24 protein-coding genes and 1 pseudogene are annotated in these 25430 nt (G+C 73.9%); 13 read left to right on the forward strand and 12 right to left on the reverse strand.

Annotated features, from left to right (window positions below):
- From ABD296_RS01445 to ABD296_RS01455, 3 genes and pseudogenes are all read right to left on the reverse strand, one after another.
- Window positions 1-451: pseudogene (locus ABD296_RS01445) on the reverse strand (hypothetical protein); the annotation flags it as partial.
- A gap of 2 nt (window positions 452-453) precedes the next feature.
- Window positions 454-2946 carry a serine/threonine-protein kinase gene (locus tag ABD296_RS01450; RefSeq protein ID WP_344260461.1) on the reverse strand — a complete coding sequence of 831 codons (2493 nt, stop codon included), beginning with the start codon at window positions 2944-2946 and terminating at the stop codon, window positions 454-456.
- Window positions 2946-4190, reverse strand: coding sequence for a hypothetical protein (locus tag ABD296_RS01455; RefSeq protein ID WP_344260463.1), 1245 nt, complete (start codon window positions 4188-4190; stop codon window positions 2946-2948). Before ABD296_RS01455 ends, ABD296_RS01450 begins: the two co-directional genes overlap by 1 nt.
- 297 nt (window positions 4191-4487) lie before the next feature.
- Here ABD296_RS01455 and ABD296_RS01460 point away from each other — a divergent pair, with 297 nt between their 5' ends.
- The 4 genes from ABD296_RS01460 to ABD296_RS01475 all read left to right on the forward strand — a co-directional run bounded on the left by ABD296_RS01460 (window position 4488) and on the right by ABD296_RS01475 (window position 11108).
- Complete coding sequence (locus ABD296_RS01460) at window positions 4488-5978, forward strand: hemolysin family protein (RefSeq protein ID WP_344260464.1); 1491 nt, start codon at window positions 4488-4490, stop codon at window positions 5976-5978.
- Complete coding sequence (locus ABD296_RS01465) at window positions 5966-6982, forward strand: hemolysin family protein (RefSeq protein ID WP_344260466.1); 1017 nt, start codon at window positions 5966-5968, stop codon at window positions 6980-6982. The genes ABD296_RS01460 and ABD296_RS01465 overlap by 13 nt, the downstream gene beginning before the upstream one ends.
- A 74-nt stretch (window positions 6983-7056) precedes the next feature.
- Window positions 7057-8049, forward strand: a complete 993-nt coding sequence (locus ABD296_RS01470; RefSeq protein WP_344260468.1) for a cation diffusion facilitator family transporter — start codon at window positions 7057-7059, stop codon at window positions 8047-8049.
- An 80-nt stretch (window positions 8050-8129) separates the two neighbouring features.
- Window positions 8130-11108 (forward strand): hypothetical protein, encoded by a 2979-nt coding sequence (locus ABD296_RS01475; protein WP_344260470.1) that lies wholly within the window; start codon window positions 8130-8132, stop codon window positions 11106-11108.
- 96 nt (window positions 11109-11204) lie between these two features.
- On the opposite strand, the gene ABD296_RS01480 is transcribed toward ABD296_RS01475, so the two are convergent.
- Together ABD296_RS01480 and ABD296_RS01485 are read right to left on the reverse strand one after the other, a co-directional pair.
- Complete coding sequence (locus ABD296_RS01480; RefSeq protein WP_344260472.1) at window positions 11205-11594, reverse strand: phage holin family protein; 390 nt, start codon at window positions 11592-11594, stop codon at window positions 11205-11207.
- Window positions 11595-11711: 117 nt separating this feature from the next.
- Window positions 11712-12218 carry a hypothetical protein gene (locus ABD296_RS01485; RefSeq protein WP_344260474.1) on the reverse strand — a complete coding sequence of 169 codons (507 nt, stop codon included), beginning with the start codon at window positions 12216-12218 and terminating at the stop codon, window positions 11712-11714.
- A gap of 195 nt (window positions 12219-12413) precedes the next feature.
- Between ABD296_RS01485 and ABD296_RS01490 the strand changes: the two genes are divergently transcribed.
- The 6 genes from ABD296_RS01490 (at window position 12414) to ABD296_RS01515 (ending at window position 18357) form a co-directional block, all read left to right on the forward strand.
- A complete protein-coding gene (locus tag ABD296_RS01490) occupies window positions 12414-13067 on the forward strand; it encodes an HAD family hydrolase (protein ID WP_344260476.1) in 654 nt (217 codons plus the stop codon).
- 45 nt (window positions 13068-13112) lie between these two features.
- The gene (gene recQ, locus ABD296_RS01495; RefSeq protein WP_344260478.1) at window positions 13113-14951 is read left to right on the forward strand and encodes a DNA helicase RecQ; all 1839 of its coding nucleotides are present in this window, start codon (window positions 13113-13115) and stop codon (window positions 14949-14951) included.
- 70 nt (window positions 14952-15021) lie between these two features.
- Entirely contained in the window at window positions 15022-15621 is a 600-nt protein-coding gene (locus ABD296_RS01500) for a TetR/AcrR family transcriptional regulator (RefSeq protein ID WP_344260480.1), read from the forward strand.
- A 106-nt stretch (window positions 15622-15727) separates the two neighbouring features.
- A complete protein-coding gene (locus tag ABD296_RS01505) occupies window positions 15728-16195 on the forward strand; it encodes a DUF5666 domain-containing protein (protein ID WP_344260482.1) in 468 nt (155 codons plus the stop codon).
- 99 nt (window positions 16196-16294) lie between these two features.
- The gene (locus ABD296_RS01510) at window positions 16295-16969 is read left to right on the forward strand and encodes a response regulator transcription factor (protein WP_344260484.1); all 675 of its coding nucleotides are present in this window, start codon (window positions 16295-16297) and stop codon (window positions 16967-16969) included.
- Entirely contained in the window at window positions 16966-18357 is a 1392-nt protein-coding gene (locus tag ABD296_RS01515; RefSeq protein ID WP_344260486.1) for a sensor histidine kinase, read from the forward strand. Before ABD296_RS01510 ends, ABD296_RS01515 begins: the two co-directional genes overlap by 4 nt.
- 13 nt (window positions 18358-18370) lie before the next feature.
- Here the strand turns inward: ABD296_RS01515 and ABD296_RS01520 are convergent, their stop codons facing one another.
- The gene (locus ABD296_RS01520; protein ID WP_344260488.1) at window positions 18371-19204 is read right to left on the reverse strand and encodes a glycoside hydrolase domain-containing protein; all 834 of its coding nucleotides are present in this window, start codon (window positions 19202-19204) and stop codon (window positions 18371-18373) included.
- 427 nt (window positions 19205-19631) lie between these two features.
- Here ABD296_RS01520 and ABD296_RS01525 point away from each other — a divergent pair, with 427 nt between their 5' ends.
- Window positions 19632-20255, forward strand: a complete 624-nt coding sequence (locus tag ABD296_RS01525; protein WP_344260490.1) for an acetate uptake transporter — start codon at window positions 19632-19634, stop codon at window positions 20253-20255.
- A gap of 67 nt (window positions 20256-20322) precedes the next feature.
- Here ABD296_RS01525 and ABD296_RS01530 read toward each other — a convergent pair whose 3' ends face one another.
- The gene (locus ABD296_RS01530) at window positions 20323-20856 is read right to left on the reverse strand and encodes a YbhB/YbcL family Raf kinase inhibitor-like protein (protein WP_344260492.1); all 534 of its coding nucleotides are present in this window, start codon (window positions 20854-20856) and stop codon (window positions 20323-20325) included.
- A 131-nt stretch (window positions 20857-20987) separates the two neighbouring features.
- Between ABD296_RS01530 and ABD296_RS01535 the strand changes: the two genes are divergently transcribed.
- A complete protein-coding gene (locus ABD296_RS01535) occupies window positions 20988-21686 on the forward strand; it encodes a GntR family transcriptional regulator (protein WP_344260494.1) in 699 nt (232 codons plus the stop codon).
- 105 nt (window positions 21687-21791) lie between these two features.
- On the opposite strand, the gene ABD296_RS01540 is transcribed toward ABD296_RS01535, so the two are convergent.
- The 5 genes from ABD296_RS01540 to ABD296_RS01560 all read right to left on the reverse strand — a co-directional run bounded on the left by ABD296_RS01540 (window position 21792) and on the right by ABD296_RS01560 (window position 24329).
- On the reverse strand, window positions 21792-22046 hold the full coding sequence (locus tag ABD296_RS01540) for a hypothetical protein (RefSeq protein ID WP_344260496.1): 255 nt from the start codon (window positions 22044-22046) through the stop codon (window positions 21792-21794).
- A gap of 220 nt (window positions 22047-22266) precedes the next feature.
- A complete protein-coding gene (locus ABD296_RS01545; RefSeq protein WP_344260498.1) occupies window positions 22267-22608 on the reverse strand; it encodes a MerR family transcriptional regulator in 342 nt (113 codons plus the stop codon).
- 125 nt (window positions 22609-22733) lie between these two features.
- Window positions 22734-23180: an Hsp20/alpha crystallin family protein gene (locus ABD296_RS01550; RefSeq protein ID WP_344260500.1), complete on the reverse strand. Its 447-nt coding sequence runs from the start codon at window positions 23178-23180 to the stop codon at window positions 22734-22736.
- A 228-nt stretch (window positions 23181-23408) separates the two neighbouring features.
- Window positions 23409-23771, reverse strand: coding sequence for an STAS domain-containing protein (locus tag ABD296_RS01555; protein WP_344260502.1), 363 nt, complete (start codon window positions 23769-23771; stop codon window positions 23409-23411).
- 99 nt (window positions 23772-23870) lie between these two features.
- Window positions 23871-24329: an ATP-binding protein gene (locus ABD296_RS01560; RefSeq protein WP_344260504.1), complete on the reverse strand. Its 459-nt coding sequence runs from the start codon at window positions 24327-24329 to the stop codon at window positions 23871-23873.
- A gap of 506 nt (window positions 24330-24835) precedes the next feature.
- Between ABD296_RS01560 and ABD296_RS01565 the strand changes: the two genes are divergently transcribed.
- Window positions 24836-25309 carry a hypothetical protein gene (locus tag ABD296_RS01565; RefSeq protein WP_344260506.1) on the forward strand — a complete coding sequence of 158 codons (474 nt, stop codon included), beginning with the start codon at window positions 24836-24838 and terminating at the stop codon, window positions 25307-25309.
- Window positions 25310-25430 lie beyond the last annotated feature (121 nt).

Consider the following 25430-nt stretch of genomic DNA (forward strand, 5'->3'; position numbering starts at 1 on the left):
CGTCCGCGCCCGCCGCGATCCGGTCGAGCAGCACGGCCGACGCCGTCTGCGCCGCGCCCCGCGCCGCCTCCTCCGACCCCGGCGCCGTCGCCACCCCGTCGCAGACGACCCCGCACGCGCCGTGGGGCAGCGCCGCCAGCGCGAACGCGTCCTCGTTGCGGGAGCGGCGCAGGCCGAGGTCGCTGATGCCGGCGCCGAGCGCGGGCCGCCCGTCCACCACCAGCTCCGCCTCGACGTGCTCGTGCCCGCTCGGCTGCCGCAGCCCGCACGCCTCGCAGTACCCGTCGGCCGCGACGGCCCAGCTCCCGCAGTCGCCGCACGCCGCGTCCCGCTCCTCGGCCCTGTTCGCGGCCCTGTTCGACGCCCCGTTCGCGGCTCCGCCCGCGGCCCCGTTGGCGAACCTGCCCACGGCCCGGCCCGGGTCCATGGCGGCGTTCCTGTCCGCGTTCATCGTCAGAACAGCGTCCTCGGGCGGACGGCGTTGGCGCGTCTGACCATCGCGTGGCGGTGTTCGGGGCCGTCCGCGAGCTTGGCGAGCACCCGGTAAGTGTCCTCCAGCTTCGCCCGCAGTCGAGGCTCTTCGAGCGGGATGCCGAGGATGTCCTTTTCCGGCCGCAGCTGCGCCGGCGTCCGGTCGGCGCGCAGCCAGCCGAGGGCGGCCTCCAGCACCTCGGCGACGAACGCCGAGTACCGCTCGGTGTCCAGCCGCAGCGACCGCAGCCGCCGGCCCGCCTCCACCAGCGCCGCCGCGTTCAGCTCCCCGGCCGGACGGCCCCGGACCGCCGCCCCGACCGCGCCGAGCTGCGCGGCGAGATAGTGGCTGGAGATGCGCGGCACCGAGTCCAGGACGCGTCCCGCGCTGGCCCGGTCGCCGCCCGCCAGGTACGCGCGGGCCAGCCCGAACGCGGCGCTGACATGCGTCGGGTCGGTGCGCCAGACCGTCGCGTAGAAGCGCCCGGCGGTCACGTGCTCGCCCAGCAGCTCCTTGCAGAAGCCCAGCGCCAGCTTGGGCGCCTGCTCCCCCGGCATCAGGTCGTACAGGTCGGAGAAGACGGCGGCGGCGTCGGCGGCGCGGCCGTCCGCGAGCGCGCGGGCGCCCCGGTACCAGTCGACCCGCCAGTCGTCGGGCTGCTCGGCGTCCAGCTCGTTCAGCAGCCGCCCGGCGACGTCCAGGTCGCCGAGCTCGATCCGCACCCGGACCAGCGCGAACCGCACCTCCCGCGAGGCCACCGGCGCGGCGGCCAGCGCGGCGGCGAGGTCGCCCGGGTCGCGGGCCGTCAGCCCCGCGAGGAACGCGGCGGCCGGGTCGGAGCCGTACACGAGCGGGACGGGCAGCGCGATCGCCGCGGCGGCCGCCTCCAGCGGCGCCAGCACCGGCGCCGACCCGTTCCGCGCCGGATCGGGGTCGATGATGTCGGTCCCGGCGGTGTGCTGCTCCGGCCCGAACAGCGGCGACGGCGCCGGACGCGCCTTCCCGTCCTCCGCCGACAGCACCTCGCGCAGCACCCCGGTCAGCTGCTCGGCCATCTCGGCGGCGCTCTGGAACCGGCGCACCGGATCGGGATGCGTCGCCCGCCGCAGCAACCGGTGGTACGACTCGTGCCGCTGGAACAGCGGCACCTCCTCGCGCGGCGGCAGGCTCCGCAGATGCCGCCGCGTGTAGCCGCGGAACGGGAAGCTCAGCACCGCGAGCGTCCGGCCCACCGTGTACAGGTCGGAGACGATCGACGGGCCCGACGACCCGATCTCCGGCGCCTGGTAGCCGGGCGTGCCGAAGATCGGGCTGTCCACGTCGAACGCGCGCCGGACGCCGCCGAGGTCGATCAGCTTCAGCTGCTCCTCGGACTGGATCGCGTTGTCCGGCTTGAAGTCGCAGTACAGCAGGCCGACGCCGTGCAGGTAGCCGAGCGCGCTCAGCACCTCCAGGCCGTAGGCGAGCACCTGGCCGAGCGGCAGCGCGGCCTGGTCGCCCTGCTCCTCGCGGCGGGCGAGCAGGATCTCCTTGAGCGAGCGGCCGCCGACGTACTCCATCACGATGTAACCGGAGTCGCCGTGCCGGACGAAGTTGTAGATCTTGACGATGTTCGGGTGCTCGACCTCGGCGAGGAACGCCCGCTCCGCCGTCGCGGCGGCGAGGGAGTCGGCGTCGCCGGTGTCCAGCAGGCCCTTCAGCACCACCCACCGCTCGCTGACGTTGTGGTCGCGGGCCAGGTACACCCAGCCGAGCCCGCCGTGCGCCAGGCAGCCCAGCACCTCGTACTGCCCGCCGATCACCTCGCCGGGCTTCAGCTTCGGGGTGAAGGAGAACCGGTGCCCGCAGGTCGCGCAGAACCCCTCGGTGCGGCCCGGCCGCCCGTCCCGGCTGCGGCCGACCTTCTCGCCGCACCGGCTGCAGTACCGCCGGTTCTCCGGGACCTCCGGGTTCTCCATGATCGCGGACGCGGGGTCGCGGAACGGGACCGGCGGCACCTCGACCAGGCCCGCGCCGAGCATCCCGCGCCGCGCGGACCCGGTGGAGCCCGTCCCGCGCGTCCCGCCCCGGGACGCGGTGCGGCCCGACCCCCCGGACCCGCTGGTCCCGGACCCGCTGGTCGGCTCGCTCCCCGACCCGGCGGACGGCCCGGTGCCCGACGGACCCGTACCGGACGGACCCGTCCCCGAGGGCCCGGTGCCTGATGGGCCGGTGCCCGACGGGCGGGTGCCCTGGAGCCCGCCCGACGCGCCGTTCGGCCGCTCGACCGTCGTCGCGGGCGCGTTCACGATCGTCACCGGAGCCGGGGCCGGAACCGAGGCTGCGGAAGACCCCGAGACGGGCGGCGCGGCCGGCGGGCCCGCGCTCACCGGGTCGGCGGGCGGCGGCTCGGCGAGCGGCGCCATCCCGCAGACGTCGCAGAAGCCGTCCGCGCCGACCTCGCCGGTGCAGCCGGGCTGGGTGCATCGGGTCATCACGTGGTCCCCGTCCCGTTCTCACGCGCCCTGATCGCGCGTTGGTACTCGGCCAGCAGCGTGGTCGCCCGGCGCAGGTCGCACGGCGCCGTCCACAGCACGTCCCGGGCCCGCTCGTGCAGGGCGGCGAGCGCCTCGTCCTCGGCGAGCCCGAGCCGCGCCGCCTTGGCGCGGTAGGCCTCCAGCCGCCCGCGCAGCTCGCCCCGCCGGTCGAGGAGTCCCTGGCTGAGACGCCGGTCGTCGCGCGCCCGTTCCAGCGCCTCCGCGGCGGCGCTCTCCAGCGCGGCGACGACGCCGGCCATCTCCACCCAGCGGCCCGCCTCGCGCAGCCGCTCCAGCGCGGCCAGCCGGTGGCGCAGCCCGCCGCCGAGCCCCCGCGCCGGCTCCGGCACGTTCGGCGCGCGGATCTTCAGCAGCACCGCCGCGTGCGCCTCGCACGCCGCCCGCTCGGTCGCCTCGACCCGCTCGACGGCCTCAACGAGGCCCGCGACCAGTTCGTCGTACTCGTCGCGGAGCCGGGCGACCCCGGCCAGCTCGTCGCCGATCGACGTCAGCGACGCCCGCACCCGGTCCAGCCGGGACGTGTCGGGCTTCCCGCCGGGGCACAGCGACAGCGGATCGGTGCGGACGAGCCGGCCGAGCGCCGTCAGCTCGCGGCCCAGCCGGTCCAGCTCCGGGTGGCGGGTGCCGTCGAGGGAGTGCGCCAGCCGCGCCGTCTCCCGCCAGCTCTTCTCCGCCCCCTCCAGCGGCTTCAGCAGCGTCGACCAGGCCGCGTCCGCCGCCGCGACCTCCTTCGCCACGAACTCGTACGCGTCGGACATCATCCCGACCGCCTCGTCCAGCGTGGCGCGCTTGTCCTGCGGGCCGAGGAGCGTGCGGTCCTCCAGCGGGATCTCGCCGTCCGGCAGCTCCACCGACCGCCCCGACAGCAGTCCGGTCAGCTCCACCAGCGTCGCCACGTCCGGGCGCGACGACCGGCCGCGCAGCGCGCACGCCTCGTCCAGCACCCGCTGGTAGGCGTCGAACACCCGCCACAGCGTGGTCAGCCGGGCCCGCACCGCCTCCCACCGCCGCCACGTCTCCCCGGCGAGCCGGGCGCCCTTCAGCAGCCGGACGCCGGTGTGCCCGTCGAGCTCCAGCAGCGACGCCGCGATCCGCTCCCGTTCGGTCTGGAGCGTCCTGAGGGCATGGTCGATCCCCTCCCGGCTCATGGGCGCGGCGGCCCCGGGCCCGCTCTCGTCCACCTCAGCCCCGCGTTCGGTTCTCTCGGTCCCCGTGCGCGCCCCCGTTCCGGCGGTCTGGGAGCAAAGGACCGCTCAAGTATCGGGCACGCGCTCTCCAACAAGTGTGATCCGTGACACTTGGCGACACAAGCGCCTGTCCCCGCGGGACACGGCGGCGCGCCGGTGGGACGATCGGCGCGGGCCCGTACCCTGGTGCGCCGGGAACCTCGCCGCCCCAGGCGGCGTTACGCAGGTAGGCCCAGATGAGAGGAGTGGTGAGTCCGCGGTGTCGGACCCCAGTCATAGACCCGGTGCCCCATGCTGACCGCGGTGCTGGGTGTGCTCGCGGTGATCGTTCTCACCGCCGCCACCGGATATTTCGTCGCCCAGGAATTCGCCTACGTCGCCGCCGACCGCGCCTCCCTCGAGCAGGCCGCCGCGCGCGGCGACACGTCCGCCCGGCGGGCCGTCAAGGTCATCGGCCGGCTGTCGTTCATGCTGTCGGGCGCGCAGCTCGGCATCACGATGACCACGCTGATCGTCGGGTTCATCGCCAAGCCCGCCCTCGCGGAGCTGATCCGGCCGCTGCTGGACGCCGCGGGCGTGCCGGCGGGCGCGACCGGCGCGATCGCGCTGGCCACCGGATTCGTCCTGGCCACGCTGATCCAGATGCTGCTGGGCGAGCTGTTCCCCAAGAACCTCGCCCTCGCGCGCGCCGAGTCGCTGGCGCGCGCGCTGGCCGCGTCCACGCTGGTCTACCTGACCGTGGCGGGCCCGCTGATCCGGCTGTTCGACCGCGCCGCCACGCGGCTGCTGCGCGCCGTCGGCGTCGAACCCGTCGAGGAGCTGCACAGCGGCGCCACCCTCGAGGAGCTCGGCGACATCATCGGCAAGTCGCACAGCGCGGGCCACCTGCCCGCCGACCTGTCCGGGCTGCTCGACCGCGCGCTGTCGTTCGGCGACCTCACCGCCGACGCGGTGATGGTGCCGCGCCCGCAGGTCAGCACGCTCCCCGCCGCCGCGCCGGCCGCCGACCTCGTCGCGCTGATCCGCGAGACGGGCCACAGCGCCTACCCGGTGTACGACGGCGAGGTCGACGACGTCATCGGCGTCGCGGGCGCCCGCGAGGTCGCCGACGACGCGCTCGACCCGGCCACCCCGGTCGGGAAGATCGCCCGGCCCGCGCTGCTCGTCCCGGGCAGCCAGCCGCTGTACGGCGTCATCGAGCGGATGCGCGAGTCCGGCGAGGAGTTCGCCTGCGTCGTCGACGAGTACGGCGGCCTCGCCGGCATCCTCACCTTCGAGGACGTCGCCGAGGAGCTGGTCGGCGAGATCGCCGACGAGACCGACGCCCGCGAGGACGCCCCGACCACCGGCCCCGACGGGTCCTGGCTGGTCGACGCCGGCATGCGGATCGACGAGGTCGGCCGGCTCACCGGCCTCGGCCTGCCCGAGGGCGACGCCTACGACACCCTCGGCGGCCTCGTCATGGCCGAGCTGCGCCGGCTGCCCTGCCCCGGCGACCGCCTCACCGTCGCGCTGGACACCGAGCACGGCGGCCCGCCCGGGCATGCCGAGCTGGAGGTCGTCAGCGTCGCCCGGCGCGTCGCCGAGAAGATCCGGATCCGTGCGGCGGCCGCGCCCGCCCCGGCGGACCGCCCCGAGATCTCCGACCCGCCCTGCGCCGCCCCACCGTCCCCGGACGCGCCGTCGCCGGACGCGCCGTCGCCGGACGCGCCGTCGCCGGACGCCGCGTCCGCCGGGGCCGACGGCGCCGCGCGCACCGAGGAGGTGTCGTGGACCCGCTGACCTCGCTGCTCATCACCGTCCTGCTGCTGATCGGGAACGGGTTCTTCGTCGCGTCGGAGTTCGCGCTGGTCGCCGCCAACCGGTCCCAGCTCGAACGCGCCGCCGCCAAGGGCGGACGGCCCGCCGCCGCGGCCGTCGCGGGCGTCCGCGAGCTGTCGCTGATGCTCGCCGGCGCGCAGTTCGGCATCACGATGTGCTCGCTGGGCCTCGCGATCGTCACCGAGCCCGCGTTCGAGCACCTCCTCGAACCGCCGCTGCACGCGGTCGGCGTCCCCGAGACCGGCGCGAAGGCCGCCGCCCTCGCCTGCGCCCTCGGCGTCATCACGTTCCTGCACATGGTGATCGGCGAGATGGCGCCGAAGTCCTGGGCGATCGTGAACCCGGAGCGCTCCGCCGTGCTGCTGGCGCTGCCGTTCCGCGCGTTCGCGAAGGTGTCCCGCCCGATCCTCGCCGCGCTGAACGCCACCACCAACGGGCTGCTGCGGCTCGTCCGGGTCACCCCCCGCGACGAGCTCGACAGCCACACCGACCCGGCCCGGCTCAGCCACCTGGTCGGCGAGTCCCGGCGCCTCGGCCTCATCGGACGGCACGACCACGAGCTGCTCCGGCGGGCGATCTCCGCGCGGGAGGCGACCGTCCGGCACCTGGTCATCCCCGCGTCGTCGGTGACCACCATCGACACGGGCGCGTCCGCCGCCGACATCCGCCGCACCGCGACCGCCAGCGGGCACAGCCGCCTCCTGGTGCGCGGCCCGGACGGCGCCGCCACCGGCATCGTGCACGTCCGCGCCGCCATCACCGAGCCCGACGGGGACCGCCCCGCCGGAGACCTCGCCTACCCGGCGCCCGCCCTCACCGCGGAGACGACCGTCCTCGACGCCGTCAGCCGGATGCGCCGCGCCCGCGCGCAGCTCGCCGTCGTCAACGGCGACCGGGGCGAGTTCGCGGGCATCGTCACCCTCGACGACCTCCTGGCGGAGCTACTGGCCACCAATCCGCACTGACACACGTCCCGTACCTGCGGGAACGTCGCTGTTGTCGAGATGCTGCAACGGGATTTCGGGGTCATCCTCGACCCATGAGCGAACACGGGCACCGGCACGGCCTGCGGCACCGCATCGGCCACCTCCTGCGGCCGCACTCGCACGCGGGCCAGGCGGACAGGGCGCTGGAGACCAGCTCGCAGGGCATCCGCGCCCTGTGGATCTCCCTCGCCGGGCTGGGCGCGACGACGGTCCTGCAAGCCGCCGTCGTCGCGCTCTCCGGCTCGGTGGCGCTGCTGGGCGACACCCTCCACAACGCCACCGACGCGCTCACCGCCGTCCCGCTCGGCATCGCGTTCGTCCTCGGCCGCCGCCCGCCGACCCGCCGCTACACCTACGGGTACGGGCGCGCCGAGGACCTCGCCGGCGTAGTGATCGTCCTGGCCGTCGCCGCCTCCTCGGCCGCCGCCGGGTACACCGCCGTGGCACGCCTCCTGCATCCACAGCCTGTGGACCACCTCGCCGCCGTGGCCGCCGCCGCCCTCGCCGGCTTCGCCGGCAACGAGCTCGTCGCCCGGTACCGCGTCCGCGTCGGCCGCCGCATCGGCTCCGCCGCCCTCGTCGCCGACGGCCTGCACGCCCGCGCCGACGGCTTCGCGTCCCTCGCCGTCCTCCTCGGCGCCGCCGGCACCGCCCTCGGCCTCCCATGGGCCGACCCCGCCGTCGGCCTGCTGATCACGGCCGCGATCCTGGCCGTCCTCGGCCAGACGGCCCGCGAGGTCTGGCGCCGCCTCATGGACGCCGTCGACCCCGCCCTGGTCGACCGCGCCGAAACCGCCCTCGCCGCCACCCCCGGCGTCCTCGCCGTCGGGGACGTCCGGCTCCGCTGGATCGGCCACCGCCTCCGCGCCGAATGCGACGTCACCGTGGACCCGTCCTGCACCCTCGTCCGCGCCCACCGCGTCGCCGTCGACGCCGAGCACGCCCTCCTGCACGCCCTGCCCCGGCTCGCCGGCGCCCTCGTCCACCCCGACCCGCGGCCCGGCCCCGGTGAAGATCATCACGCCGTCCTCGCGGACCACCGGTGATCGTTTCCATGTGAGACGTTAGACGCGGGCATAAGGGGACACATACGGCCCCGGGGTCGAACTGGGACGGGATGGCGTCGGTGAAGCACTCAACGGAACCCAACGAGCCGGACGGCGTGCCGGAGACGGCCCTCGACGCCCGCCCCGACCTGGAGACGATCCCGCTGACGGAGACGCCCGCCGAGGAGACCCCGGCCCTCGGCACGGAACAGGTCCCCTGGGGCGGCCGCGAACTCGTCGAGAGCGTCTACGGACCGCTGACCGGCCAGTACGAGGCGCTCCAAGCCCGGCTCACCGAGGACGGCCCCGGCTGGTCCGCGCAGATCGCCGCGCTCCGCGCCCTCCGCGCCGGCCACGTCGCCGGCGACTGGGAGACCCTCGCCCGCCTCCTCGTCGCCCCCGGCTCCCTCGAAGCGACCGGCACGGTCCGCCTCGTCCAGACAGCGGACGACCCGGAGACCGTCCACTCCCTCCTGAGGACCCTCAAGGCCGCCGGCGAACGCACCCTGCTCCTGACCTCCACCCCCGAACAGGCCGCCGCCCTCCTCGAGGCCCTCCAAGACGACCCGGACCTCCTCCCCCTCCTCGCCGAAACCCACCCCCTCGCCCCACCGGCCGAACCCGACGAGACACTGAGCCTGCCGACCATCCCCGAAGACGCACCGGCCGTGCAGCCGGTCGTCCAGGACCAGCCGCCGGCCGGGCCCGAACCGGAGACCGACCAACCGGCGGTGCAGTTCAGGGAGGACTTCGGCTCCCACGGCACGATCGAGTTCAAACCCGTGACAGGCCTCCCCGACCCGGGCACAGGCGCCGCCCCCGACGCGACGCGAGCCGAGCCACTGCCCGCCCAGCCCAATGCGGACGTCCACGCCGCAACACCACAAGGAAGCCCAGCAGACGCGACCCGCGTCGAGCCACTACAAGCCCCCGCAGCCGAGGCGCCTGGCGCAACACCACACGAGGCGAGCGCCAGCCCGCCCCCGCACGTGGCACAGACGCAACCCGAACCACCGTCCCCAGCAGGCGCGACCGACACGACGCTCGCCCAGCCGCTGCCCAGCCTGCCGAGCGACCAGCCCGACGCGACACCACCCGGCCCGCCCTCGGACATGGCCGAGCCGCCGTCCGGAGCTGGCGCGACCGACACGACACTCGCCCAGCCGCTGCCCGTCCTGCCGGGCGATCAGCCCGATGCGCCTCTGAGTGCTCCGGCGGGTCTGGACGAGGCGCAGGCCGGGGGCGCGGTTGATGTGACGCGGCCCGAGGGGCTGTCCGGCGAGCCGGCGGACGTGGCGCCAGGCGTACCCATGGACGCGTCAGCGGGCGGGGACGGTATGCGGGCTGAGGCGGGGCCCGGAGGTAGTACGACGCCGCTGCCTGATGGTGACGAGGACGATGCCGACGGGCACGAGGCCTTGGCCGGACGGGCGGGGCTGGACGTCGCGCAGCCCGAGACGTGGGTTCGCGGGGCGGTGTTGCGGCCGGTCGGGGAGGCTTGGCCGCAGTCGTGGCGGGCGGAGGCCGGGTTGCTGCGGCGCGGGTTGATGTGGCTTGAGCAGTGGCCGCGGGACGCGGAGACGTTGGCGGCGGTCCAGGCGGAAGGGGTCGTGCGCAAGGAGGCGCTGGACGCGGAGCTGCACGGGCTGGCGCAGGCCATCGAGGCGGCGCAGGACGCGGCGCGCGGCGCGGAGCAGGGGGCCGTCGAGGCGGAGGCCGAGGCGGAGCGGCTCGTCGCGGTGCAGCAGGAGGCGGAGGCCGAGCTCGCGGGCCCGCGGGCTGAGGCCGAAAGGCTGCAGGCCATCGCGGACGCGGCGGGCGCCGAGGCGAGCGAGCTGACGCGGGTCGCGGACGAGGCGTACGCGCGGTGCGCGCAGCTGGACGAGCGGGCCCGCAACGCGCAGCACGAGTTGCAGGGCGCGCAGCAGGTGGAGGCGTCGCTGAAGGACGAGCTGGCGCGGGCGCAGGAGGCGTTGCCGGCGGCGGCGGAGGAGGCGGACAGGCTGGCCGCTGTGGACGCGGACGCCTCGGCGGAGGGCCATGCGTCCTACTACCGGCTGGTCTCGGCGGAGTCGGCGCTGGCGGCGGTGCGGCGGAAGATGTCGCTGGCGCAGCGGCTGCATGTGGCGGCGCCGCCGTCGGACTTCAAGAGCGTCCGGGCGGAGGTGCGGGCGCGGACGCGGGACGCGGACGAGGCGGCCAAGCGCGCGCAGGAGGCCAAGGACGCGGCGGAGCGCGCGGAGGCGCACCGGCAGGGGCTCGCCGGGTTCGTGTCGGAAGGCGGGGCGCGGCTCGCGACGGCGCGGGAAGCGCAGGAGCGGCTGACGACGGAGCTGGCGTGGCTGGCGACGGAGCGGGAGACGGCGGGCGCGGAGCACCGGGAGCAGGCCCAGCGGGCCGCGGAGTCGGTGGACCGCGCCACGCAGGCGGGGCTGGAGGCGCGCGCCGCGCAGCAGGCCGCGCGGGTGATCGAGGAGCGGGTGGAGGCCGCCGTGGCGGCCCGGCAGGAGGCGCTGGCGGCTGCGGAGCGGGCCCGGTCGGACGCGGAGGCGGCGACGGCGCGGGAGGCCGAGGCGCGGGCGGCGCTGGAGCGGCGGACCGCGGACGGTGAGCGGGAGATCGCCGCCCATGCCGCGGAGTTGGAGTCGGCGGCGGAGGCCGAGGCGCGGTCGCGCGAGAACGTCCGGGAGATCTGCGGCGCGGACCCGGCGGGCGACCCGGACGCCATCGCGCGGCATCAGCGGCTCGCTATGGCGCGCATCGAGGAGCTGGGCGGGCTTTTGGAGGGCGGCGAGGCCGACGGCGTCGCGCTGCTGCCGACCGCCGATCTGGTCGTCGGGACGCCGCTCGGCGTGGGCGCCGCGCTGGGAGACGAGCGGTTCGACGCGCTGGTCGCGGTGGGCGGGCTCGCGGACGCGGAGTTCCTCGTCGGCGCCGTCCGGACGAGCCGCTGGTTCCTGGTCGGCCCGCCTCCCGTCGAGGCGCCGGAGGGCGAGGGGCGCGGGACGTACGAGCGTTCCGCCGTCGCCGCGCCCCACCTGCTAGCGGACGGCCTCTAGGTCAGTGCCCCTGTGAGGGGACGACCCCCCACGCCCCCCGGCAAGAGCGACTGACCGTCGCCTTCCACTCCGCTGGCGCTCCGCTCCAGGCGCCGGTCAGTCATCGTCATCGTCGTCGTCTCCCGGGATGAGGAGGTGCAGGATCCAGCCGACGATGCCGACGACGATCGCGCCCCAGAAGGCGGGCCAGAAGCCGCTGACGTGGAAGGGCAGGTCGAGGCGGTCGGCGACGGCGCTGGTCAGCCAGAGCAGCAGGCCGTTCACCACGAGCCCGATCAGGCCGAGGGTGAGGATGTAGAAGGCGCAGCCGAGCGTCTTCACGATCGGCTTGATGAGGGCGTTGACCAGGCCGAAGATGACCGCCACGCAGAGCAGCGTGAGCGCCCGGTGGGCGGTGTCCCGGCCGGTGAGCGTGATGCCGTCGATCAGCGCGGTGGCGGCCCAGAGGGCGACCGCGGTGATGACGACCTTGAGAAGGATGCGCACACCACGATGATGGTGGGGGAGATCGCGAAAACCATCCCTCTGCGCGGCGATTCGCCGGACATCTCGCTCATCATCCGGAACGACCGGGCGGCCTCCCGCGGGACGACCGGCCCGCCGTCAGTCGTTGCGGTCGAAGAACGGGGACCGGGCGGAGACCTGCGACCGCGGTCCGACGCGGGTCGCCTGCGCGGCCGGGGCCGGCGCAGCGGGTCCGGACGGCGCGCCGGCCGGCTGGCGGGGAAGCGGGGGCGCGGCCGGCGCGGGCGTGGGGCCGGACGAGGGCCGTCCCGCCGCGGGGCCGTTCTGCCGGGCGCGGGCGAGTTCCTGCTGGAGGCGGCGCTTCTCCATCTCCAGGGTGGTGAGCGACTCCTCGTGCTCCTCGCGCAGGTAGCGCAGGTCGCGGCGGGCGCGCAGGAGCCGTCCGGCGCCCACGAAGGTGAGCATCAGGCCGACGACGAGCACGACGGCGACGGCCGCGCCGGCGAGGAAGACCTGCCATTCGTTGTGGATGCCGGGGATCGCCTGGCCGAAGGCGGTGATGTGCGAGGGGTCGGTGTTGTCGAGCACGACGCCGGCGGCGACGATGGCGGCCGCGGCGAGCAGGAGCAGTCCGATGAACGCCATGTGCAGATCTCCTCTGCGGTGACTCCGGAGGGGGGCGGAGATCCACCACCATGCCAGACCGGCAGCCGATCATGTCGAGTTCGCCGGATAAATCCAGGTCAGTGGCTATTAGTCCGTTTGGCGGCGCCGGATTGCCCGCCGAGCGCGCTGGGTAATGATCGTTGCCGTAGGTGGCGCCGATTTCCGGGAGGGTCCATGCCTTTGGAGGCCATCGTTTTCGACCTGGACGGCGTGCTCATCGACTCCGAACCGGTGTGGGAGGAGGTGCGGCGCGGCTACGTCGCGTCCCGCGGCGGACGCTGGCTGCCCGACACCCAGCAGCGGCTCATGGGCATGAGCACCGTGGAATGGGCCGCCTATATCGCGACCGACCTCGTCGACGGGGTGACGGCCGAGGAGGTCGCCTACACGGTGATCGACCAGATGTCCGAGCGGTACCAGGGCGGGCCGCCGCTGCTGCCGGGCGCCGAGGACGCCGTCCGCCGGCTCGCCGCCCACCGCCCGCTCGGCCTGGCCAGCTCGTCCCCGCGCGCCCTCATCGACCTGGTGCTCGGCCGGCTCGGGGTGGAGGGGCTGTTCCGCGCGACCGTGTCCACCGAGGAGGTCGACGCCGGCAAGCCCGCGCCCGACGGCTACCTCACCGTGGCCGCGCAGCTGGAGGTGCGCGCCGAGGACTGCGTCGCGATCGAGGACTCCAGCAACGGCCTGCGGTCCGCGCACGCGGCCGGGATGACGGTGGTCGCGATCCCGCGCGAGGCGCACCCGCCCTCGGACGACGCGCTGGCGCTCGCCGCGCACGTCGCGAAGGACCTGGACGAGCTGACCCCCGAACTGCTCGGCGGCCTCTGATCCGTCCCGGGGACGGCTGTCGGTGGCCGCTCGTAGTATGGCCCGATGGCTTCCCCCGACTTCCTCGACAACCCGGAGACGCTCGGCACGCTGCAGCGCGTGTTCGGCTACGACGCGTTCCGGGACGGGCAGCGGGAGATCATCGAGCATGTGGTCGCCGGCGGGGACGCCCTGGTCCTGATGCCGACAGGCGGCGGGAAGTCGCTGTGCTACCAGATCCCCGCGCTGGTCCGGAAGGGCACCGGCGTCGTGATCTCGCCGCTGATCGCCCTCATGCAGGACCAGGTGGACGCGCTGCGGGCGCTCGGCGTCCGGGCGGGCTTCCTCAACTCCACGCAGGACCTCGACGAGCGCCGCGTCGTGGAGGCCCAGTTCCTCGCGGGCGAGCTCGACCTGCTCTACCTCGCGCCGGAGCGGCTGCGCGTCCCGGCGGCCGTCGAGCTGCTCGACCGGGGCGACGTCGCGCTGTTCGCGATCGACGAGGCGCACTGCGTGTCGCAGTGGGGCCACGACTTCCGGCCCGACTACCTGATGCTGTCCGGCCTGCACGAGCGCTGGCCGGACGTCCCGCGCATCGCCCTCACCGCGACCGCGACGCAGGCCACCCGCTCCGAGATCGCGTCCCGGCTCCAGCTGGAGGACGCCCGCCACTTCGTCGCGAGCTTCGACCGCCCGAACATCCAGTACCGGATCGAGCCGAAGACCGACGCCAAGCGCCAGCTCCTCCACCTCCTCAAGACCGAGCACCAGGGCGACGCGGGCATCGTCTACTGCCTGTCGCGCAACTCGGTGGAGAAGCACGCCGCGTTCCTCACCGAGAACGGCATCGAGGCGCTGCCCTACCACGCGGGCCTGGACGCGCGGACGCGCGCCGAGAACCAGGCGCGCTTCCTCCGCGAGGAGGGCCTCGTCATGGTCGCGACCATCGCGTTCGGCATGGGGATCGACAAGCCGGACGTCCGCTTCGTCGCGCACCTCGACCTGCCCAAGTCCGTGGAGGGCTACTACCAGGAGACGGGCCGCGCAGGGCGCGACGGCCTGCCGTCCACCGCCTGGCTCGCCTACGGGCTGCAGGACGTCGTCAACCTCCGCAAGATGATCGACTCCGGCGAGGGCGACGCCGCGTTCCGCCGCCGCCAGGCCCTGCACCTGGACGCCATGCTCGCGCTCTGCGAGACCGTGGAGTGCCGCCGCGTCCAGCTGCTGAACTACTTCGGGCAGTCCGGCGAGCCGTGCGGCAACTGCGACACGTGCCTGTCCCCGCCGGAGACGTGGGACGCGACGGTCCCGGCGCAGAAGGTGCTGTCGGTGATCGTCCGGCTGGAGCGGGAGCGGCGGCAGAAGTTCGGCGCCGGGCACATCGTCGACATCCTGCTCGGCAAGAAGAACGCCAAGGTCATCCAGTTCGACCACGACGGGCTGAAGTCGTTCGGCATCGGCACCGAGCTGCGCGAGGCGGAGTGGCGCGGCGTCGTCCGGCAGCTGCTGGCCCAGGGGCTCGTCGCGGTGGAGAGCACCCACGGCACCCTCGTGCTGACCGAGTCGAGCGCCGAGGTCCTGCGCGGGCAGCACAAGGTGCTGATGCGCCGCGAACCCGAGCGGACCGCGACGAAGGCGGCGAAGGCCGCCAAGGACCGCAAGGCGCCCGTCGAGCTGCCGGCCGAGGCCGCGCCGGTCTTCGAGCGGCTGCGCGCCTGGCGCGCCGCCACCGCCAAGGAGCAGGGCGTCCCCGCCTACGTGATCTTCCATGACGCGACGCTCCGCGAGATCGCGACGGCCCTGCCGTCGTCCCTCGCCGAGCTGGGCCGGGTGAACGGCGTCGGCGAGAACAAGCTGGCCAAGTACGGCGAGCAGGTCCTGGAGACCCTCGCGGAGACCGACTGACGCGAATGCCCCGGTAAGCGGCCATACGGTCAGGATCCTGCATACGGCGTGTATGTGTTATACATGCCGCATGGAGCATGTCAGGAGCCGGCGCGAGCAGTACGTCGAGAGCACCCGCGCCGCCCTGCTGGAGGCCGGCCGCCGGCACTTCACCGAGCGCGGCTTCGCCGACGTGTCCGCCGAGGAGGTCGTCCGCGCCGCCGGCCTCACCCGCGGCGCCCTCTACCACCACTTCGCCGGCAAGCAGGGCCTGTTCGAGGCCGTCTTCGAAGAGGCCGAGGACCGGGCCGCGGCCCGCGTCGCCGCCGCGATCGGCGGGGCGGGCGACGACCCGTGGCGGCGGGGCGTCGAGGGGATCCGGGCCTTCCTCGAGATCTGCTCCGAACCGGCCCACCGGCAGATCGTCCTGCTCCAGGGCCCCATAGCGCTCGGCTGGCAGCGCTGGCGCGAGCTCGACCAGCGCCACCTCGGCACCCTCCTGGAGGACGGCCTCACCGCCCTCCTCGGCGCCGCGCCCGCCCATCCGCCGCGCCTCACGGCCGCCGCCCTCTACGGCTCCCTCACCGAACTCGCGCTCTCCGTCGCCGACGCCGACGACCCTCCGCGCGCCCGCGACCAGGCCGTCCATCTGATGTCGGCGATGCTCAAGGGGCTGCGCACCTTCCGCTGAGCTGCGCACCTTCCGCTGACCGGTCCGGAACCTCGCAGCGGACTCTCAGGGTTCTCCCAGGATTCCGCGTGGACTCCTACCAGCCGCTCCCGGTTCGATGGCCATCATGCGAACCAACAGGAAGACCATCGCCGCCGGGGCGGGCGCCGCCGGGCTGCTCGGCCTGGGCCTGTACCTGGCCGTCCCCGCCGCCGCGAACTCCTCCCCGTCCCCCTCCCCCTCCTCCACCACGACCGCGTCGCCGAAGGCGCACCCCGGCCACGGCAAGCGGATGGCCGCGCTCCGCCGGGCCCGCGGCGTGCACGGCGAGGCGACCGTCCGCCGCAAGGACGGCTTCCACCTCGCCGACTGGCAGCGCGGCAAGATCACCGGCATCTCCGGGACGACCCTCACCGTCCGCAGCGCCGACGGCGCCTCCTGGACCTGGACGACGAACTCCAGCACCCGCGTCCGCAAGGACGGGGCCAAGTCGGCGCTGTCCTCGCTCGCCAACGGCGCCCAGGTCTTCGTCCTCGGCGAACGCACGGGCGACACGCGCACCGCCAAGCTCGTCCGCGAACCGAAGAAGCACTGACCCGGGCCGCTCAGGGCGGCTCCGGTGGCGGCGCCGGGTAGTTTCGGGGCAGGACGGTGGCCGGGCCGAAACCCGGCCGGAGGCTGGTAACGGGAGCGGATGAGCGAGAACCGGCGGGTGCTCGTCGTGGACGACGAGGCCAACATCCGCGACCTCATCGAGGTCGCGCTGCGCTTCCACGGCTTCACCACGGTGACGGCGGCGTTCGGCGGGCAGGCGCTGCGCGCCGCCGCCGACGAGCGGCCCGACCTGGTCCTGCTCGACGTCATGCTCCCCGACCTCGACGGGTTCGAGGTGTGCCGGCGGCTGCGCGCCGGCGGCGACCAGGTCCCGGTGATCTTCCTGACCGCGCGGGACACCCCGTCCGACACCGTCACCGGGCTCACGCTCGGCGGCGACGACTACGTCACCAAGCCGTTCTCGATCGAGGCGCTGATCGCCCGTGTCCGGGCGGTGCTGCGCCGGACCGCGCCACCGACCGGGTCCGTGCTGCGGGTCGCCGACCTGGAGCTGGACGAGGGCCAGTGGACGGTCCGGCGCGGCGGCGTCGAGGTCGAGCTGTCGCCGACGGAGTTCCGGCTGCTGGCGCACCTGATGCGCAACGCCGGCATGGTGCTGTCGCGCGCCCAGCTCCTGGAGAGCGTGTGGGGCTGGGACCACGGCAACCCGCAGGTCGTCGAGACCTACATCAGCTACCTGCGGCGCAAGCTCGACCCGCTGGGCACGCCGCTCATCCACACCCAGCGCGGGGTGGGGTACGCGCTGCGGCCATGACGCTCAACGCCCGGCTGCTGGCCGGCCTGCTCGCCGTCACCGTTGCCGGGCTGACCGTGATGGGGCTGGTCAGCGCGCTCGTCCTGCACGGCTACCTGATGCACCGGGTGGACGGGCAGCTCCAGGCGACCCGCGACCGGGCGGTCGCCCGGCTCGTCCGGCCCGGCCTGCCGGAGCAGGGCGTGGCGCCGGCCCGGTTCGTCGTCCTGGCCGTCGGCAAGGCCGGGCGGGTGCGGGTGCTCAGCGGGGACGCGCCGCCACCGGACCGGGCCGTCGCCCAGGTCCGCCGCCTCGGCCCGGACGACCTCGCCGCCCGCGCGCGGTCGCTCGAACCGTTCTCCATGCCCGGCCTGCGGGCCGTGGCGCGGCCCTGGGGCAACGGCACCGTCGTCGTCGCGTCCCCGCTGGACGAGATCCACTCCGCGGTCCGCAACCTGGTCCTCACCGAGGTCGCCACAGCCGCGCTGCTGCTCGCCCTGCTGACCCTGCTCGGCCGGTGGCTGATCCACCGCGGGCTGCGGCCGCTGGACCGGATGGCCGCCACCGCGCAGGCGATCACCGCGGGCGGCGACCTGCGCGCCCGCATGCCCGGCCCCGGCCACCGCACCGAGACCGCCCGGCTCGCCACCGCCGTCAACGTGATGCTGGACCGCATCGAGCAGGCGTTCTGGGCGCGCAGCCGCTCGGAGGCCCGCGTCCGCGCGTTCGCCGCCGACGCCTCGCACGAGCTGCGCACCCCGCTGACGACCATCCAGGGCTACGCCGAGCTGTACCGGCACGGCGCCCTCGGCCCGGACGAGCTGCCCGACGCGATGCGCCGCATCGAGGACGAGGCCGGCCGGATGAACCGGCTGGTCACCGACCTCCTCGAACTCGCCCGGCTGGACCGCGAGGCGTCCGTCCAGCCGGCCCCGACCGACCTCGTCGCGCTGGCCAGGGACGCGATGGCGGACGCGACCGCCGCCGCCCCCGAGCACCCCGTCCGGCTGGACGCGCCCGATTCGCTGGTCGCGGACGTCGACGAGGCGCGCATCCGGCAGGTCTTCGCGAACCTGCTGGCCAACGTCGCCGCCCACACCCCGCCGGGGACGCCCGCGACCATCCGGCTCGCGCCCGGCGTCATCGAGGTCGCCGACGAGGGCCCGGGCATGGCGCCCGAGGACGCGGCCCGCGCGTTCGAACGGTTCCACCGCGCCGAGCACGGCAGCACCGGCACCGGCCTGGGCCTGCCGATCGTCGCCGCGATCGCCGCGGCCCACGGCGGGCGCGCCGAACTGCGCTCCCGGCCGTCCGCCGGCACGACCGTCCGGATCACCCTCCCGGAACCGCCCGCGCCCGCGACGGGACCGGCCCCGCCCGTGACGGGGCCGCCCGCGCCCGCGGCGTGACCGGCCCCGCCCGTCAGGTGACCGGCGCGTCCCAGGCGGCCTTCCATGTCGCCGGGCCGACGATCCCGTCCACGCCGAGCCCCTTCTCACCCTGGAACGCCCGGCACACCGCCTCCGACGACGGGCCGTACGCGCCGTCCGCCGTGATGGACCATCCCCGGGCCCGCATCCGCGCCTGCCACGTCCGCACGTCGTCGCCGCGCATGACGGGCGGCTGCGTGATGTACCGCCCGGGCCACGCCGGGGCGTGCGGCGCGGACACGCCGCCCGCCTTCCACTGCCCGTAGTCGTCGTGGACGGCCCGGTCGTAGTCGACCCCCACCCCGTTGATCCGGTGGTCGTTCGAGTACTGCTGGAGCTGCGCGCGGGAGTCCCAGTTGCCGCCCGACCACGCGTACGTCTGCCACCCGAACGTAATTTTCTTCGCGTCGAAAGCCCGCTTGACCGGCCAGTACCCGCCGTACAGGCCGACCCGCCCGCGCCCCAGCACGGACGCCGCGCCGTCCGCATACGCGTTGATCGCCGCCTGCTGCTCCGGCGTGGCGTCGAAGTCGACCGCGAAGTAGATCGGCCGGTCCGCGGGCATCCCGCAGGCCTTCGCCTGGGACGCGGCGTCCCGCGCGTCCACGGCGCCGCCGTCCCGTCCCGACAGCGCCCGCGACGCGGTGCTCTCCCACACGACGACGAGCCACAGGCCGGCTGCCGACAGCTCCCGCGCCTCGGCGGCCGTCAGGTTCTTGCCGGTCGTGTCGTGCGAGAGGTACCGGCAGACGAACTTCGCCCCCGCCTTGCCCAGCGCGGACGCACCCGGGCGTCCCCACGCGTAGTCGACACCGAACACGCTCATCCCGCCGTCCCTTCGCCGAAATCCTTGGGAAGCAGGCAACAACCCCCGAACCGCCGCGACCACCGATGTTCCGCGTTGTTCAGCGCATCGCCGCCCGAACGCCGCATCGGGCGGCGGACGTCCGTCATCTTCTGGCGATTCTTTGGTGAAGTGACGTGAAACAGGACAGTGACCTGAGACACATGCGGAGTTATGATCGCTTCGAGGCCGGCGACACTGCGGGTCTCCGCAGTTACTGGGCGCATCTGACGCGCGTCCAACCTCGCGCCAGATGCACGGCATGACGGTGAGGTCGGACCAGCATGCGGCAAGGCGAGTCCCTGTCCCGCCGGTGCGGCCTTTCCGAACGTCTGTTCCCGCGTTCCCTCGTCCATCCCCGCCTGCTCCCGAGCAAGCCGCGACGTGGGGACTCCAGCGAGGAGGCACCATGACCTATGTCGAGCAAGAGTCCACTCCTCAAACCCCGCCCGCGATCGCGGACCCCGCCCCGCTCGGGCTCGCCGCGTTCGCCCTCACCACCTTCCTGCTCTCCGCCAAGAACGCCGGCTGGACGGACGGCACCGACGCCTGGCTCGGCTACGCGCTCGGCTACGGCGGCCTCGTCCAGCTCCTGGCCGGGATGTGGGAGTTCCGCAACCGCAACGTGTTCGGCTCGACCGCCTTCTCCACGTACGGCGGCTTCTGGATCGGCCTCGGCCTCTACATCCTGCTCGTCTCCCCGAAGGCGACCGCGCCCGACCAGGTCCACAACGACCTCGGCTGGATCCTGCTGGCCTTCGCGATCTTCAACACGTACATGCTGCTGTGGAGCACGCAGGTCAACCTCGCCGTGTTCGCCGTCTTCCTGACCCTGGAGATCACCGAGATCGTCCTGTTCATCGGCGAGTTCTCCACGAACGAGACGACGATCAAGGTCGGCGGCATCGTCGGGGTGATCACCGCCCTGGTCGCCTGGTACACGTCCGCGGCCGGCGTCATCAACGGGATGCTCGGCCGCACGGCGCTGTTCGTCGGCAAGCCGATGCTCAACCTCACTCCGACCAAGCCCTGACCCCGCACGCCCCGAAGGCCCTCGACCGCGGTCGAGGGCCTTCGCCTTTCGCCGGGCAGGGCGCTCGTCAGGCGGGGGTCTCGGCGGTGGCGGTGAGGACGGCGCGGCCGAGGATGTGCCCGGCCATGGTGAAGCCGAGGTAGGCCGGCGTGGCGTCGGCCGGGACGCCGATGGAGTCGACGTCGAGGGCGTGCACCACGACGAAGTAGCGGTGCGGACCGTGCCCGGCCGGCGGGGCGGCGCCGATGAAGCGGGCAAGGCGGGCGTCGTTGGGCATCTGGAAGGCGCCCTCGGGCAGGCCCGAGCCCGTGTCGTCGCCGGCACCCTCGGGCAACTCGGTGACGGTGGCCGGGATGTCGGCGACCGCCCAGTGCCAGAACCCCGACCCGGTGGGGGCGTCCGGGTCGTAGACGGTGACGGCGTAGCTCTTGGTGCCCTCCGGGGCGCCGCTCCAGGACAGCTGCGGGGAGACGTCCTTTCCGCCGGGGACGCCCGAGGAGAACTGCTCGGGCGCCCAGGCGGCGCCGTCGGCGACGGTGGTGCTGGCAACGGTGAAGGAGGCCGCCTCGGGGAGGCGGGCGAAGGGGTCGTTGGCGGTCATCGCGGTCGTTCCTTTCAGTTCGTCCTGGTAGGGGGCTGAGACGGGCCGACGATGCGCCGTGCCGTCCGCCGCCCACAAATCGACGGTAACACAGATAATCGATTATCTGTCGGATCGTCTATGCTGATCCCATGACGCAGACAGACCCCACCGCCGCCCCGCCGGGCAAGCGGATGCTCTCCGAGCAGGTCCACGCGCGGCTGCGCGAGGCGATCATGCGCGGGCGGCACGCCCCCGGCGACGCCCTCAAACCGCACGACCTCGCCAAGGCGCACGGCGTGAGCCTGGCCGTGGTCCGCGAGGCGCTGGTCCGGCTGGTCGGCGAGGGCCTCGCCGACCGGCTGCCCAACCGCGGCTTCGCCGTCCCCGCCTTCTCCGACCGCCGCTGGCAGGAGATCACCGAGGCCCGGCGCACGATCGAGCCGGTCGTGCTGCGGATGTCCATCGAGCGCGGCGACGTCGCCTGGGAGGCCCGCGTGCGCGCCGCCCACCACCGGCTGGCCCGCACCCCGCCGTACGTGCCGGACGAGGGCGACTACTACAGCGAGGAATGGTCCGAAGCCCACCGGGTCTTCCACCGCACCCTGCTGGAAGGGTGCGGCAACCCCGTCCTGCTGGAGACCTTCGACCGGCTGTGGGCCGCCAGCGAGCTGGCCCGCCGCTGGTCGACGTACCGCAACCCCGGCCGGGACGGCATCGCCGAGCACCGCCGCCTGGAGGAGACGGCCCTGGCCCGCGACGCCGACACCGCCGCCGAGGTCCTCGTCCGGCACCTCACCCAGACCGCGGCCGTACTGGTCGACGGCGACGACTCCGCGAAGGAGGCCTGATGCGTCTCGCGGGCCTGACGCTGCGGCGCCTGCTCGGGGACGACGCCCTCGCGTCCAAGGAGATGGCCGAGACGGCCGAACTGGCGCTGGGGCTGACCGCCTCCCTCAGGTGAGGCCGGGAATCCCGGTGCGGACCTGCAACACCAGAGGGCTGGCGTCGGGGCCGGTCTGGGGTTCGACGTGCATCCCGGCCGCCGTCAGCGTGGTGATGTAGGAGGCGACTTCGGCGGCGGGGCTGAGCCGCCGCGGTCGCGTCCGGCACGCGCAGGACACCAGGAACGGGGCGCCGTCGTAGCCGCCGTCGACGTAGAAGCCGTCGCCGGGGCGGGAGAACTCCGGATGCCCGTTCTTCCTCAGCACCGCACGGATCGTTTCGGCGTCGCGGTCACGACTGGTCGGCGGCGTCCGCCGTCGATGTCCGCGGACGGGTGCGGGCGGTTCGGGGGCCGTTTCGGCGGTCGGCATGGGGGGTGCTCCTGTGGTCGTTGTGCCAGCCAAGGCAGCGGACGTGCACGTGAAGGGGAAGGTGGCGAGGGACGTCCTACCCCTTATGAGACGACTGATCCGGGGAAGCCGGGGACTATCGGCCCGCGGTGCCGGGAGGGGCCCCGGCACGGGACCGGGCGGCCAGCAGGCGGGTGAGCTCGTCGCGTTCGCGGGTGATCTCGGCGAGCTCGTGCTGCAACTCGAGGATCCGCCGGATCGCCGGGAGCGTCATTCCCTCGTCCATCATGGTGACGACCTGCTGGATGCGGCCGATCTCCGAGCGGCTGTAACGGCGCTGGCCACCGGCCGAGCGCTGCGGCGAGACGACCTGCTGGGTGTCGATGCGGCGCAGGAACGCCTGTTGCACCTGCAGCATGTCGGCGACCTGGCCGACGGTGAACAGGGCGGCGTGCTCGTCGTCCATGGGAAGTTTCACCGGCTGCCGTTTCCTCTCTGCCGGTCGCGGCGCCCAAGCCCTCGGACGGCCTGCCGCCGGCGTCCGCTCGTTCCACGGGCGCAACGCCGGTGGCAGACCGTCCGGGCTCTCGTCGACGCCCCTGGTCAGCTACCGATCGCGTGCGGCGTCTCGCCGGCGTGCTGGATGGCGACCTTGCGCGGCCGCGCCTTCTCCAGGACCGGGATGCGGACCGCGAGGACGCCGTTGTTGTAGGCGGCCTCGATCGCGTCGGCGTCCAGGTGCTCCGACAGGTACACCCGGCGGGTGAAGGCGCCCATCGTCCGCTCTCGGACGAAGACGCGCTCGCCCTCGCCGAACTCCTCCTCGCGGCGGGCCGTCACCGTCAGCACGCCCCGGTCGACGGTGACCTCGATCGAGCCGGGGTCCACCCCGGGCAGGTCGAACCGCAGGACGACGTCGTCGGCGCGGCGGATCCCGTCCATCGGCATGCCCGCGCCCTCGCCGCGGCCGTTCAGCCCGGCCTGCCGGACCGCCCGGTCGAACTGGCGCTCGAACTCCTGCACGAACGGATCGATCGACGTCAGCAGCATCGTCGCTTCACCTCCGAAGACCTCCCGGGGCCTCCATCCCCGGGGAACCCTGCCCTCCATCAGGAGGAAACCTACAACTCAGATTATAAGTATGTGGCGTCCGGGCATGTCAACCTCTGCGGCGTCAGCGAACTCCTCATCGCCCACGCGGGTGCGACGAGCCGAGGATCGTGCCAGGTGGGACGCCCGGCATCAGCGGGCGAGCTGTAACGGCGGTAGTGGGGGCTGTCAGGCGATCACGGCGGCCGGGCTTTCGCTGATCTCGAACACGCGGTCCAGGCCCATCGTGCGCAGGATCCTGGTGAAGCGGTCGGTGGGGCTCAGCAGGACCAGCCGTCCGCGCAGAGCACTGATCCGCTTGTGCGCCCGCAGGAATTCGTTCAGGGCCGAGGAATCGCAGAACCTCATCTTGCTGACGTCCACCAGCACCCGCGGCGGGACGCGGCCGATCATCGCCTGCGCCAGATGGTCCTTGAACATCGGCGCCGTGGTGAGATCCAGTTCGCCGGTCACGGTGATCCGCGCCCACTCGCCTCGGCTGTCGACGCTGAACACGGCTTTGTCGGCCCGCCGATCGGCCACCATCCCCATCGGATCACGCTCCTTACCTCGCCGTCATACCCGTATCAACGGAAGGTAAAGATGGTCGCGGGCATCCGCGTTGGGCGGCCTCGGCGTTCGGTCGGGGGCCTAAACCGGCGCGTCGATTTCGGTGATCAGGTGGCTGCCCGCCGACTCGGCCTCCCACTTCAGCGGGATCTCGAAGCGGACGATGGCGCCCTGGACGCGCCGGTTGGCGATCTGGAGGTTGTCGGCGAGGGCGTTGATGATCTGCAGGCCGCGCCCGTGCTCGGCGGTGGTCCGGGCGCTCTGGGCGGCCTTCTCCAGGGCGAGGGCGTCGAAGCCGCGGCCGGTGTCGACGACCTCGATCACGCACCTGCGGTCGAGGATGCGGATGCGGACCTCGTATTCGTCGCCGGGGTGGGCGTGCTGGATGACGTTGGCGCACGCCTCACCGAGGGCCAAGGCGATGTCGGAGCGCGTGGCGGGCGTGCATCCGAGGACCTTGAGCGCGGCGTCCAGCACGTCCCGCGTCACATGTGCCGTCTCGCCGTCTCTGGGCAGGCACAGCATCAGCGCGAGTTCCACCAGGCCCCCTGAGCCTTCGGGCGCAGGCCGGCTGCGCCGCTGGTCCATCCGCGGCCGTGGTCCGGCCGGATGGCGAAACAATGTCGGACTGCGGCGCGTTTCACCGCCGCTGAAGCGCTCGCAGCGTGCCACGATACAACCGGTTCGCGTCCGGCTTCGGAGGACCGCATGTCCTCTTGTTGAAATGGCTACGGCTTTCCACTGCCGCCGGAGTCGCAGATCATCCTTGACCTGGGACGGAAAGCCTCCATATCCATGGCCCTCCCGCATCTTGCATGGCAGCGAGTTCGGGAGGGCCATGGATGATGTGCCGGAGGCGGCACACATTGTGACGGTACTGTCGGCCGCGGCCGGTGTCCACCGCAATGCGCCTATCGCGGGCCGGGGAGGCGTGGACGCGACACGCCGGTAATCGCCCGGTCCGGACCGCTCACCAGATGATCTGGCAGCGTGGAACGCTTATGACTTTCAGTCACCGCGCAAGTACGAGGCGAGATGAGAGGTTGGTGGCGGCAGTGCCGGCGCGACCGGGAACGGCGACCGACGACCATGGGCAAGGCGCGAACCGGCGGCACGAGACGGGGCCCGCCGCCGGCGCCGCCCCGCCGGGCACGGCGGTGACCGCCGGCGTCGCGCGGGTACGGGCGGTGGCGTGGTCGGGGACCCGCGTGGTGGCCGTCGGCGCAGGTGTCGCGGCCGCGGGCACGCTGGTGTGCGGGCTGACCCTGACCTCGATCGGGTGCGCCGTGTTCGGGCTGGCGTACCTGCTGCAGGGCACCTGGGGGGAAGGGCTGGGCCTGCTGGGCGTCTACGCGCTCACCGGCACGCCGCTGGTCGCCGGGGCGTGGCTCGCCAAGCGCCGCACCGCCCGCGCCCGCGCCAAGGCCGCCGCCACCGTCACCGGTGTGATGACCGGCATGATGGAAGGCACCGAGCCATGGCATTGGTGGCGGCGTCTCCGCGATTCGTCGCACACCTGACGCCGGCCGCCGTACCACGGAAATCATCCCCGTTTCCACCCGCCCGTCATTTCGGTCTTTCCGTCAACCCGGTCCGAAACGAGAGAATTGAATGATCGGGCTTTGTGCGGGTATGCCGGTG

Source organism: Actinomadura napierensis (assembly GCF_039529375.1).
Taxonomy (GTDB): Bacteria; Actinomycetota; Actinomycetes; order Streptosporangiales; family Streptosporangiaceae; genus Spirillospora; species Spirillospora napierensis.